Annotated in this window: 11 protein-coding genes and 1 pseudogene; 7 read left to right on the top strand and 5 right to left on the bottom strand. The window is 70.5% G+C overall.

Annotated elements, in window-relative coordinates; genetic code table 11:
• The first annotated feature begins 146 nt into the window (after positions 1–146).
• A complete protein-coding gene (locus tag OC490_RS26755; RefSeq protein WP_262060561.1) occupies positions 147–1,850 on the top strand; it encodes an esterase in 1,704 nt (567 codons plus the stop codon).
• An 81-nt stretch (positions 1,851–1,931) separates the two neighbouring features.
• Here OC490_RS26755 and OC490_RS26760 read toward each other — a convergent pair whose 3' ends face one another.
• Positions 1,932–2,186 (bottom strand): TetR-like C-terminal domain-containing protein, encoded by a 255-nt coding sequence (locus tag OC490_RS26760; RefSeq protein WP_262060771.1) that lies wholly within the window; start codon positions 2,184–2,186, stop codon positions 1,932–1,934.
• Positions 2,187–2,643: 457 nt separating this feature from the next.
• On the opposite strand from OC490_RS26760, the gene OC490_RS26765 reads away from it, so the two are divergent.
• The 6 genes from OC490_RS26765 to OC490_RS26790 all read left to right on the top strand — a co-directional run bounded on the left by OC490_RS26765 (position 2,644) and on the right by OC490_RS26790 (position 10,491).
• Positions 2,644–3,114: a VOC family protein gene (locus tag OC490_RS26765; RefSeq protein ID WP_262060562.1), complete on the top strand. Its 471-nt coding sequence runs from the start codon at positions 2,644–2,646 to the stop codon at positions 3,112–3,114.
• 124 nt (positions 3,115–3,238) lie between these two features.
• Complete coding sequence (locus OC490_RS26770) at positions 3,239–3,679, top strand: VOC family protein (protein ID WP_262060563.1); 441 nt, start codon at positions 3,239–3,241, stop codon at positions 3,677–3,679.
• Positions 3,680–3,783: 104 nt separating this feature from the next.
• Entirely contained in the window at positions 3,784–4,659 is an 876-nt protein-coding gene (locus tag OC490_RS26775) for a PhzF family phenazine biosynthesis protein (RefSeq protein WP_262060564.1), read from the top strand.
• Between the two features lie 113 nt (positions 4,660–4,772).
• Complete coding sequence (locus OC490_RS26780) at positions 4,773–6,512, top strand: serine/threonine-protein kinase (RefSeq protein WP_262060565.1); 1,740 nt, start codon at positions 4,773–4,775, stop codon at positions 6,510–6,512.
• Between the two features lie 312 nt (positions 6,513–6,824).
• On the top strand, positions 6,825–8,579 hold the full coding sequence (locus OC490_RS26785; protein ID WP_262060566.1) for a hypothetical protein: 1,755 nt from the start codon (positions 6,825–6,827) through the stop codon (positions 8,577–8,579).
• 187 nt (positions 8,580–8,766) lie between these two features.
• Positions 8,767–10,491 carry an LCP family protein gene (locus OC490_RS26790; protein WP_262060567.1) on the top strand — a complete coding sequence of 575 codons (1,725 nt, stop codon included), beginning with the start codon at positions 8,767–8,769 and terminating at the stop codon, positions 10,489–10,491.
• A gap of 7 nt (positions 10,492–10,498) precedes the next feature.
• Here OC490_RS26790 and OC490_RS26795 read toward each other — a convergent pair whose 3' ends face one another.
• The 4 genes and pseudogenes from OC490_RS26795 to OC490_RS26810 form a co-directional block, all read right to left on the bottom strand.
• Complete coding sequence (locus OC490_RS26795) at positions 10,499–10,963, bottom strand: DUF5990 family protein (RefSeq protein WP_262060568.1); 465 nt, start codon at positions 10,961–10,963, stop codon at positions 10,499–10,501.
• A 338-nt stretch (positions 10,964–11,301) separates the two neighbouring features.
• Positions 11,302–11,704: pseudogene (locus OC490_RS26800) on the bottom strand (short-chain dehydrogenase); the annotation flags it as partial.
• A gap of 66 nt (positions 11,705–11,770) precedes the next feature.
• On the bottom strand, positions 11,771–12,001 hold the full coding sequence (locus OC490_RS26805) for a hypothetical protein (RefSeq protein WP_262060569.1): 231 nt from the start codon (positions 11,999–12,001) through the stop codon (positions 11,771–11,773).
• Positions 11,989–12,408, bottom strand: coding sequence for a nitroreductase family deazaflavin-dependent oxidoreductase (locus OC490_RS26810; RefSeq protein WP_262060570.1), 420 nt, complete (start codon positions 12,406–12,408; stop codon positions 11,989–11,991). The genes OC490_RS26805 and OC490_RS26810 overlap by 13 nt, the downstream gene beginning before the upstream one ends.
• Positions 12,409–12,449 lie beyond the last annotated feature (41 nt).

Genomic DNA, 12,449 nt, shown 5'->3' on the forward strand with positions numbered 1-12,449 from the left:
ACTGAGCCGCACAGCCCGATCTGCCCGCGGAGTCGCCAAGGCGGTGGGCGCGTACGGCTGTGACCACGCAACTCGCTGTACAAGGAGGTCTACGGGTGGACGTCAACCGCAGAACTGTGATTCGGAGCGCCACGGGCGTCGCAGCCATGACCGCGTTCGGAATCGCCGAGGGCACGGCAGGCACGGCTTTCGCCGGCACCTCGTCATCGAGCAGTTCGTCGATCGCGTCCTCGGCGTACTCGCTGGAGTTCGATTCCACCGCCTGGTCGTACGACGCGACCAACGACGTGTACTACCAAATCGGGAAGGTGTACGTCGCCAACCCGGCCGCGACGGACTACGAGAACCTGTCGATCTACGTGCCCGGCGCCTATCTGACGGCGACCGCGAACAGTGACGGGACCACGTACACCGCGAAGCTCAACCGGAAGGGCACCGTCGGCCAGTACTCGGGAAGCACGGCGCCGATCGTGATCCCGGTCAACACCCCCGGCTACGCCCAGCAGGCGCCGGCCACGTCCTACAGCTACACCGGGGTGTCGCAGTACCTCAAGGCCGGGCTCATCTACGTGTGGCCTGGCCTGCGCGGTCGGGACAGCTCGACCAGCACCCGCTCCGACGCGGCCCCCTGGGGCGTGACCGACCTGAAGGCCGCGGTCCGGTTCCTCCGGTACAACCGGAGCGTCCTGCCCGGCAGCACGGACGACATCGTCCTGTTCGGCATGAGCGGCGGCGGCGCGCAGGACACCGTGGCGGGCACGTCCGGTGACAGCCCGCTGTACCACCCTTACCTGCGCACGATCGGCGCGGCGATGGAGGACGCCCAGGGCCGCCCCCTCAGCGACGCGGTCGCCGGCGTCATGGCCTGGTGCCCGATCACCAACCTGCACGAGGCCAACCTGTCCTACGAGTGGAACATGGGCCAGTTCGCCTCGACCGGCACGCGCGCGTCCGGCACGTGGACCAGCGCCTACTCGACGGACCTCGCGAAGGCCTGGCCCAAGTACGTCAACCGCCTGGGTCTGCGCGACGAGCACGGCAGGCGCCTGGAGCTGACCGAGTCCAGCAACGGCGTCCACCTGGCGGGCAGTTACTACGACCACCTGATCGAGGTGATCACCACCTCGCTGAACCACTTCCTGTCGGACAACACCTTCCCGTACACGATCACGACGATGGGCGGGCCGCCCGGATCGGGCCAGACGGGGACCTCGACGACGTACGAGACGGTCGACGACTACATCGCCTACCTCAACACCAGCAGCACGTGGGTCACTTACGACGCCACGACCAACACCGCCACGGTGTCCGGCCTCGAAGGCTTCGTGAACAGCCAGAAGAACGCGAACAAGCCGGTCGGCGCGTTCGACGGGTACTCCCGCGGGCAGGGCGAGAACAGCGTGTTCGCGATGGGGCTCGGCGTCCCGTCGCACTTCGCGCCGCTCACCCGTGACGTCATCGAGGCGAACGAGACGACGTACGCCACGTACTCCGACTGGAACTCCGCCTACGGAGCCGCGGCCTACGACAGCGACTTCGCCAAGAAGGACAGCGTCGGCAAGGACATGGCGTGGCGGGCCGAGGCGTACAACCCGCTGTACTTCCTCTCGCCCGCTTTCGCCGGGTACCGGCAGTCGAAGGTGGCGCGGCACTGGCGCATCCGCACCGGCATCATGCAGGGCGACACGGCCAACACGACTGAGATCAACCTCCAGTTGGCCCTGCGGAACTACGGCATCCGTGACGTCGACTTCGCCACGGTGTGGGCCCTGGCGCACACCATGGCCGAGCGCACCGGTGACGCGACGACGAACTTCATCAGCTGGGTGGAGTCAATCGTCAAGAAGTGACGATCAGTTGTGACTCTCCGGGTGCCTGACCGACGAGCCTCGTCGGTCAGGCACCCGGCCGCGTGTTGTCGGCGGCGGAAGTCATCCAGCTGTGTGCCACAGCCCGGCCAGGACCACGTCCGTGATCCTCTTCGCCTCGGCGCGGGTGAAGGGGCGCAGGCCGAGGCTGACGTAGAGGTGAACCGGGCCGGTGAGCAGCTCCCCGAGGAAGTAGCCGTCGACCGGCGGTAGTTCACCGCGTGCCACGGCATGGTCCCCGACCTGCTGGAGGGCCGCCGGCCGCTGTTCGGCGATCCGGTTGACGGGCACGGCGACCTCGGGGTTCTCCCGACCGATTGATGCTTTTGGCTGCGTGCCTCCCCTCGGTACCGGCGTCGGCCGGCATCGTCTACGGCGACTCCGTCAGCCAGATCCGCGTGTCCACCTGGCGCCGAGGCCGTATCGGCCTGGTCGGCGACGCGGCACGCGGCGCTGCTCTCCGGCCGCGGCACTTCACTGGCCCTCAGCGGCGCGCACTTCCTGGCCGAGGGACTCGAAGACGCAGACCGCGATCACACGGTGGCGTTCGAGCGCTACGAGCAACTTCGTCGCCCCTACGTCGAGTTCGCCCGTAACAGCGTCACGGACGGCGGCGAACGCATTGTGCCTCCACACAGAAAGCGATCGACGCGCGGCTCCGGGCCATCGCCATCCGATGACGGCACCGGTGAGCACCGACGAGTACCGATGAGTTTTGTCGGCCGGGCCGGTCTACCAGGACGTACACCATCGAGCCACTGACCGGAGAGCCACCATGACCACTTCCGCACACCCCGGCCGCATGCTGTTCCTGAACATCCCCGTGGCGGACCTTGAGCGCAGCAAGGCCTTCTTCGCCAAGCTCGGATTCAGCTTCAACCCGAAGTTCACCGACGAGACCGCCGCGTGCATGCTGGTCGGCGAGCAGGCCTTCGTCATGCTGCTCACCCGCGAGAAGTTCGCGGAGTTCGCGAAACTGCCGCTGGCCGATCCCACCACGCACACGCTGGCGCTCTACTGCTTCAGCGTGTCCTCCCGCGACGAGGTCGACGCGGTCAGCGCCGACGCGCTCGCGGCGGGCGGCACCGAGGTGGACGGCGCCGAGGACTACGGCTTCATGTATTCACGCAGCTTCTACGACCTCGACGGCCACGGCTGGCAGGTCATGTGGATGGACCCGGCGGCGGCGGAGCAGGGCCCCGAGGAGTTCGCGGCCTCCGCGCAGGACGCGGACGCGCGGGCCTGACCCGAGAAGCCAGAACCCTCTTTCCGAGTTGGGTGGTCCGAGGATGTCGATAACGGACCACCGACTCCGTCCCAGGAGCAGCAGCGGTCGCCACCGGCCGCACGAGGAAGAGGGAGAAGCCACCATGGCGATTCAGCGGATGGACAACGTCGGCATCGTCGTCGAGGACATGGATGCCGCCATCGCGTTCTTCGTGGAACTCGGAATGGAGCTGGAGGGCAGGGGAGAGGTCCAGGGCCTCTTCGCCGACCGGTGCACCGGACTCGACGGCGTCCACTGCGACATCGCGATGATCCGGACCCCGGACGGCCACAGCCGGCTCGAACTCGCGAAGTACCGCAGCCCCGAGGCGACCAGCGCCGGGCCGCGCAACCAGCCGCACAACATCCTGGGCACGCACCGCGTCATGTTCGCCGTCGACGACATCAAGGACACCGTGGCCCGCCTGCGCCCGCACGGCGCCGAACTCCTCGGCGAGATCGCCCGGTTCGAGGACAGCTATCTGCTCTGCTACGTCCGCGGCCCGGAGGGCATCATCGTCGGACTGGCCGAGCAACTGGGTTGAGAAGGAGGGCACTTCAGCCGTACCGGCCATCCTGCCGGGCATGCGCACTGTGAAGTGGAGCGGTGCCCGGGAATGGTCGGGAACCTGCCCCGCGTTGCCAGGGCATGACGACGAACGCGCCACGGCCCGAGGTGTTGCGCTACACCGCCTTCTCCAGCGACCCTGCCGGCGGAAACCCCGCCGGCGTCGTTCTGGACGCCACCGCCCTGACCGACGGCGACATGCTGGCCATCGCCGCCGAACTCGGATACTCGGAGTCCGCGTTCCTGACCGCGCCCCCGGAGGGGCTCGGGGGTCCGGAGGGGCGGGCATACCGCATCCGGTACTTCAGCCCCAAGGCCGAGGTGCCGTTCTGCGGGCACGCCACCGTGGCGACCGCCGTCGCGCTGGCGGAGCGGACCGGTACCGGGGAGTTGGTGTTCGCGACGCGCGCGGGCACCGTGCCGGTGGAGGTGACCGAGGAGAACGGGACGCTCCGGGCCACGCTCACCAGCGTCGAACCGCACATCGAGGAGATCGCCGACGCCGACCTCGACGAGGCGCTCGCCGCGCTCGACTGGCCGCAAGCCGACCTCGACCCCGCCTTCCCGCCCCGTATCGCCTTCGCCGGTGCCCGCCATCTCGTGCTCGCGGCGGCGACCCGCGCCCGACTCGCGGATCTCGCCTACGACTTCGGGCGCCTCGAAACTCTGATGCACCAACTGGACCTGACCACGGTCCAGTTGGTGTGGCGGGAGTCGGCCACCGTCTTCCACGTCCGTGACCCCTTCCCCGTCGGCGGTGTCGTCGAGGACCCGGCGACGGGCGCGGCGGCTGCCGCGTTCGGTGCGTACGCACGTGAACTCGGCCTCGTCCCCGAGGACACCGTCCTCACTCTGCGCCAGGGCGAGGACCTGGGCCGCCCCGGCGAACTCACGGTGACACTGCGCGCGGGCGACCCGCGCGTCCGCGTCGGCGGCGCGGGAGCACGCATCGGCTGAAGCGCCGACCGCCATGACGGTGCACGTGTCCGCCCGTCCCCGGTGTTCGGTGGCCCGCGAGCCGATACGCTGGACGACAGCCATGTACCGGGGGCGGGGCTGGGGGCGTGGACATGGATCCGCGAATGCAGTTGTCGGTGGGCGGGTACGTCTGCGAACGTGAGCTGGGCCGCGGGGGACAGGGCGTGGTGTGGCTCGCCCGGGACCGGGCGGGACAGCAGGTCGTGGTGAAGTTCCTGTTACCGGGCAAGGAGTACGACGAGGTCGCGCTCGCCCGGGTGCGCAGGGAGTTCGGCGCGGCGAGCCGGGTCGGTGAACTTGCCACGGCTCGGGTCCTCGACGCGGATCTCTCGGGCCGACACCCCTACATCGTCAGCGAGTTCGTCCCGGGTCCCACGATCCACCAGCATGTGGCCGCGGGCGGCCCGCTGTCCTCGGGGCGGCTGCAGTCCCTGGCGCTGGCCGTCGCGCACGCGCTGGCACAGGTGCACCGGGCGGGTGTCGTGCACCGGGACATCAAACCGTCCAACATCCTGCTCTCCCCGGACGGACCGCGGATCATCGACTTCGGTATCGCCCGCGACGACCTCCTGTTGGAGTCGGCGCTCACCACACCGGGGAGTGTGCTGGGCTCACCCGCGTACATGTCACCCGAGCAGGTCAAATCCCTCCACGTCACCAGCGCGACCGACGTGTTCTCCCTCGGCGGCACGCTCTACTTCGCCGCCACGGGGAGACATCCCTTCGACGGGGAGAGCGACTACGAGGTGCTGGTCGCCGTCTCCACCCGCGACGCGGATCTCGCAGCGGTACCGGAACCGGTCCGTTCGGCCATCGCCGACTGCCTCCGCAAGGACCCGGCGGAACGCCCCACCGCCGCCCAACTCGTCAACCGGCTCGCGGAATTGGCGGCGGCGGTAGAAGCGGTGGAGTCGACGGACGGCGCGCGGGCCGAGTCGGGAGACGTGCGCACGGAGACCGGTACGCCACGGCCCGGACACGGCGGCGGAAGCAGTGGCTCCGATCCCGCATCCGGCCCCGATGCCGGCCCCGATGCCGGCCCCGATCCCGTCCCCGCGCCCGGCAGAAGCGCCAAACACCTACGCCTGTGGGGGTTCGCGGCCGGCAGTACCGCGGCGGCCGTGCTGCTCGCCGTCGTGCTCAGCACCACCTCGGGGGGATCGGCGAAGGAGAACGGCCCGCAGACGCACGGCTCGGCCTCCGTGCTCTCCTCCGGAGCCCACGGCCAACCCCTCACGTACACCGACGACTTGACCGACTCGGGCGACTGGTCGTACAAGGACCCGACCCTGGCGACGATCACGCACAAGGGCGGGACCATGCTGGTGGATCCCAAGTCCGAGCTGGAGGTGTGGCCGCAGGCCCCCTTCGAGCCGTCGTCGTTCGCGGTACGGCTGAGCACCCAGACGGAGTGGTACGGCGGTGAGGGCGGGGTCGGGCTGTGGTGCGACGGCTCGGGGGACTTCCGCAAGGGCTCCCGCTGGGCCACCTATCTGACGACAGATCAGGAGGCCCTGATCGTGCGCGAGTTCAGGTTCAAGGGAGCCTTCCAGCACGACCGGGTCGTCGAGGTCAACCTCGCGGACCTGGGTCTGGAAGTGGACAGCCGGCAGCAGGTCGACATGTCTATGACCTGTTCCCCGGCCGGTGCGGGCCGGATCAAGGTGGAACTCGCCGTCAACGGCACCCGGGTCGCCTCGTACACCGGCGTCGCCTTCGACGCGCGGGGCTGCGGTCTGGCCGCCTTCCACTACAGCGCGACCGACCCACGCGGCACGGCCTTCCACGCGGGTTTCGAGCGCTTCATCGCGTCCGAGCTTGCGGCGAGTTGACGCCGGTGCGGCCGGCGAGCGGACCCAGTGCACCGGCAACTCCCGCAGCGCGAACCGACGTTGGTTCGCCGCTCCAGCCGGGCGCGAGCGGTTCCGCTCCGAGGGACCGCGAAGGCCTCAGCCGTACCGATGCCGCGCTGCCGACCATGCCGGGCACCCGGATCCGGCCCGATGTGATCCGTGGTTCTTGCCCAGCTCTTCCCTTCCCTTGGTGAACCCCGACGGCTCCTTTCACCTCTACGACATGGAGTAGAGGTTGCCCCGGCATGAACCGCCGGCCGACGAGGGCGGAACGAGGAGGAGAAGGACGCCATGGATGACGGTCCCCGCGCCGGCGGTGGTCTGCGACTGCGGCGCCGTGACGCGCCCGCCACCGCCGGGCCGCCGCTGACCCGGCCGCTCACCACCGGACCCGCCGCGCCGCAGCAACTGCACCGGGGGATGACACTGATCGCCACGATCAGCCTGTTCATCGGCACCCGAGACGCCTGGACGAGGGCGATGACCTCCCGCCCGCCCGTCGCCGGGATCATCTCCGTCTGCTACGCAGGGATCCTGGTCGCCGGAGTCCTGGCCCTCACCACCCGCACCCGGCGCGCCCTGACCAGGGTCGACGCCGGCGTTCTGCTGCTCGCCGTCGCGCTGGTGCTCTGCGGCTACTGGCTCAACCACGCCGGCACCGACGAGGGCGTGCTCACCGCGCAGGCCGCGAACCAGGTCCTGCACGGCCACCCCGTCTACGGCCAGCCCTGGCCCTGGCTCTTCGACTCCTCGTCCGTCGGCATCACCAAGACCATGTCGGGCGGCGCCGACTACACCTACGGCTACCCGCCGCTGACCGCGCTGCTCGCCGCCCCCGTGCACGCCGTGATCCACTCGACGGCCGCCGCCACCCTCGTCACCACCGGCGCACTCCTCGCGGGCGCTGGCCTGCTGTGGCTGCTGCTCCCGGCCCCCTGGCGGTCCGCCGCCACCGCCGTGTGCCTCGGCTTCGGCTTCCTGCCCGGCTACGCCTACTCCGGCTACCCGGCCGTCCTCGCCCTGGTCCTGCTCATCCCGGTGGTGGTCAGGTGGCCCGACACCGGAGCAGGCGGCAGGCTCGGACTCCCCGGAGTGCTCCAGGCCCTCTGCCTCGGCGCGGCCTGCGCCACCCAGCAACTCGCCTGGTTCCTCACGCCGTTCCTCCTCGTCGGCCTCTACGCCGTCCGCCGCGGCGACCTCGGCCCCCGGCTCGCCCTCGGCGTGGTCGCCCGCTACACCGGCACCGCCGCACTGACCTGGGCCGCGATCAACGCCTACTTCGCCGCCGAGGACTTCTCCAGCTGGCTGCACGGACTGCTGCTCCCGATCACCCAGAAAGCGATCCTGCACGGCCAGGGCCTGATGGGGATCTCGTACTACTTCACCGCAGGCAGCAGACACCTCGACTACTACTCCTACGGCAGCCTCCTGCTCCTGTTCGGCCTGCTCGCCGCCACGCTGCTGTTCGTGCGGCGGCTCGGCCCGGCGATCACCGTGCTGCCCTGGCTGAGCTTCTACCTCGCCACCCGGTCCCAGGACGGCTACTTCCTGATGATGACCCCGCTGTGGCTCGCGGCTGCCGCCACCGTCCCCGCCTCCGCGCTCGCCTCGGCCTGGCAGCCCCGCATCCCGCACCTGACCGCACGCCCGGCGCGGGCCGTGCTCGCCGCGGGGCTCCTCGCGCCCGCCGTCGTCTGTGTGACGATCGCCGCGGCCAGTCCGCCGCCGCTGCGCATGAACGTCACGGCGGACATCGTGGAGCGCTCCGGGCACCGTGACATCACCCAGCTCGTCGCCCGGGTCGTCAACACGACCGCCACCAGGCTCACCCCCCACTTCGCCAGCCGCCTCGGGCAGGGCGCCTCCGACTGGTGGACCGCCTCCGGCGGCCCGGAGTCGCTCGCCCCGCACGCCTCGGCGACGTACGTCGTGAAGCCGCCCGGCGGTGTCCGGCGGGTGCCGGGCGGCTCGCATCCGCGCTTCTTTCTCATCGCCGTCACCGGTACTCCGATGACCCTCACCAGCGCCCGCATTCCGACCAGTTGACCGACCTTGACGCAAAATGAAAGTCCGTAAATGAGAAAGCCCCTGCGGTGTTCTCATCTGAGATTGTTATATTGCGCAACCACGCAAGCGAGACGGGAACCCCGCCTCGTCCGACCTGACATGGCCGCGCGCCCCTGGCCGCAGCACCGACGGCCTGAACGGCCCGACCGTTTTGTGGGAGTGCCAGATGACCGACCTCGGGGACGGCCCCGTGGGCCACGCCACGCGCAGCCGCACACGAGGGGTGCCCAGACCGCGGGAGGGTGAGGCCGACGAGCCGCTGCCCACCGGCGGCCGGGCCGCCTCCCGGGCCGCGGCCCGCCAGGCGCCGCGCGGCGGATCCCGGGCGGCCGGCCGTGCCGCCTCGCGCCGCAAGCAGGCCCCGCGCGGCAGGCGTGTGCTGAAGATCACCGCGATATCCCTGTCGGTGCTGATCATGGTGACTGCTGGCGCCGGCTGGTGGTTCTACGAGCACCTGAACGGCAACATCAACAGCGTCCCGATCGACGACGGCGCGGGCGGCAAGGAGAAGGCCGACGCCTTCGGCCGTACGCCGATCAACCTCCTGGTGATGGGCAGCGACGCCCGGTCCAGCGCGACCGACTGCAAGCTCGGTGGCGGCTGTTCGACGACCGGTGTGCAGTCCGGGAACGGCAACGCGGACGTGGAGATGGTGGTGCACATCTCGGCGGACCGTTCCAACGCCACCGTGATGAGCATCCCCCGCGACACCATGACCCAGGTCCCCTCCTGCAAGGACCCCAAGAGCGGCCAGTCCACGGCCGGCTACTACGGGCAGATCAACAGCGCGCTCCAGTACGGGCAGGAATGCCAGGTCAAGACCGTGCACGCGCTCACCGGCATCACCATCGACCACTTCGTGCAGATGGACTTCTCCGGTGTGGTGAAGATGTCCGACGCGGTCGGCGGTGTCTCGGTGTGCGTCGACGCCGACGTCTACGACACCTACTCGCACCTGAAGCTCGCCAAGGGCACCCACACCCTCAAGGGCACCGCGGCCCTGGAGTTCGTCCGCTCCCGGCACGGCTTCGGCGACGGCAGCGACCTCGGCCGTACCGTCTCCCAGCACATCTTCCTCAGCGCGATGATCCGCAAGTTCAAGAGCGCGGGCACCCTCACCAACCCCTCGGCGGTCTACAACCTGGCCGACGCCGCCACCAAGGCGCTCACCGTCGACACGGGCCTCGGCACCGTCAAGAAGCTCATCGGGCTCGCCGCCGACCTGGACAAGGTCCCGACGAAGCGCATGACGTTCACCACCATGCAGACCGGCGCCGACCCGACCAACGCCAACCGGGTCGTGCCCGCCGCCGCAGCGAAGAGCCTGTTCGCGACGATCGCCAACGACCAGTCGCTGACCAGCTCGTCCGGAAAGAAGTCGGCGGCGGCCACCGCGACCGCCACGGCAGTCGCCGTACCGGCCGCGCAGATCGCCGTCACGGTGGAGAACGGCACCAGCATCAGCGGCCGGGCCTCCACCGTCGCCACCGGCCTCATAGACGGCGGCTTCAGCTCCGGCACCACCACGGGCAACGCCTCCGTCAGCGCGACCACGACCACCCTCACCTACGGCACCGGACAGAAGGCCGAGGCCCAGACCGTGGCCAAGGCGATCGGCCTCGCCTCCTCGCACCTCAAGCAGGGCACCGGCACCGGCCTGACCCTGGTGATCGGCACGGACTGGCCCAGCGGAACGACGCTCCCCGGCGGTTCCTCGTCCCCGGCCCCGGCCGACACCAAGGCGGCCACCAGCAACGCCAAGGCCGCAACCGCCGACCAGTCGAAGTGCGCCGCGGTCAGCACCTACAAGACGGTCAGCCTGAACGGCATCGCGATGACCCCGACCCAGGCGTACCGGGCGGCGACGAACAAGAAGGACTCGGCGTCCTGACCCACGGCTAACCGGCGGCGGCGGTCCAGGTGATGTGCGGGGGATCCACCCGCGCGCACAACGGGCCGCCGTTCGCGTCGGTCAGCCCGAGGCGGCCCACCAGCAGGCCGTCGCTCGCGGCGGCGGCGAGGACGTCGGCGGGCACGGAGTCGAGCATGAGCTTGGCGCGCCGGAACATCGTGAAGACCCCGTCCCCGTCGACCGTGCCCCACGACAGATAGACGAACCGGCGGCCCAACCGGTGCTGCACATAAGGGCCCTTGACCACGATCCCGTCCGGCGTGGCCTCCGTCGCGCACTCCAGCGTCCAGGTCGCGGACGCGGCGTCCCCCGCCTGCGGATCGAGCAGTTCGGCCGGCCGGTCCCGGCGCTGCACGGCGACATGGACGTCGTCGTACGCCGGGGCGGAGCTGTCGGCGGGGGCGGGGAAGGTGCGGCCGGGCAGGTCGACGGCGTCGATACGGATGCGCATGTCGGCCATCATGCCGCGTTCCGCGACCGGTCTGTCACTCGGCGCCGACGGACGCCGCACAGAGCGGCGCTCCCGTGCGCGGGACGGGGGACGGGCCGGCCTGGCGGGACACGGCCGCGACCCACGTGCGACCGCGGTCCCTGCAGGGACCTGTCCCCCTGGCGCGGAAGCCGTTGCGGCCCGGGGGGACGGGGGGACCCCTCGTGGTGGCCGTGCCCGGCCTCCGCGCCTGATTCAATGATCGTTCCGTGCCGGGGGTTGCAGGAGGGGCACATGGCCCTGATGGGGGGCCGTTCGGCACCTTGCGGGGTGGTTACGCGCGGTCGGCCGGTCCCGCACGCGGCCAACAGACGAGCCGCTACCACCGGATCGGCCATGTCCGGAGGGGACGGACTCACGCCACGGCAGGCCACGAAGGCCGAAGGCCCGCGGCCCCCAGAGCTGCCCTCCCCGCACCTCGGGGTCGAGGACGGCACGCAGACGGCAGTCGAGTTCGAAGCCGAAGCACATCCGCGCCGGCTTCGACCGGCCGTAGCTGCGCTTGGGCCGGTGGTCCCGCGTCGACTGCGGATCGTCCAGGTTCATTCGCTCGGACCGCGCCGTGAAGCTTCCCACTGGCACGGCGCGGCCCGCCGGCGCCGCGGACAGCAGGAGCGTCAGCCGCTGGGTGAGCGCTAAGTGACCGAGGTGGTTGGTACCGAACAGCAGCTCATGGCCGTCCTCGGTCTCGCGGCGTCCCGGTTGCCGAGTACGACGACGGCACCGGTGGCGGCGAGCTGCTCCGCGGTGAAGTGGCCGTTCCCGGCGTCAGTCTCTCTCGGCGAGGGATCGCATCCTCTCCCGGTAGGAGGCCGCGTCGATCCGGCCGCGCAGCCGCTCCGCCACGAGCCGTTGTTCGGCCGCCTCGAGGGCGGCGCGGCGGGACCGGAGCCCGGACCGCGCCGGACGACGGCCGGCGGACGGGTGCAGCAGGTGGGCCGTGTCGTACAACGCGCCCACGAGGATGAGCAGTTGAAGCAGGCAGGCTACGGCGACCATGGCGGCGTCCCCGCTCGGTCCGGCGGTCCGACGACGGGCAGCTCGACGCAGTCGGTGGTGTGCAGGACGTGGGTGAGTACGGCGCCGAACAGCCACGGCATACCGCGTACGCCCTCCGCCACGGGAACGATCCGTGGCGCACCCAACTCCAGCCAGGAGTCGCCCAGTTGCATCCGGCACCGACCCGCGGCCCGGATGTTCTGCAACCAGTCGGAGTCGCGGCCGAAGTTGATCCCGGCCACGACCGTGTCACCCCTGCGGAAGGCACGCAGCGGCGTGTGATGCACGGTGCCGGTCCTGCGTCCGACGTGTTCGAGGTCGACGAAAGCGAGGTGGCCGGCGAAGCGGAGGGTCGTCCTGTTGACGGCGCCCCGCAGGAGATGGCTCAGAAGCCGGGGAAAAGGCACGAGAACCGCACCTCCTGGGGTCGGGGCACGCAGCACGCCGG

Origin of the sequence: Streptomyces sp. STR69 (assembly GCF_024519455.1) — a bacterium.
GTDB lineage: Bacteria > Actinomycetota > Actinomycetes > Streptomycetales > Streptomycetaceae > Streptomyces.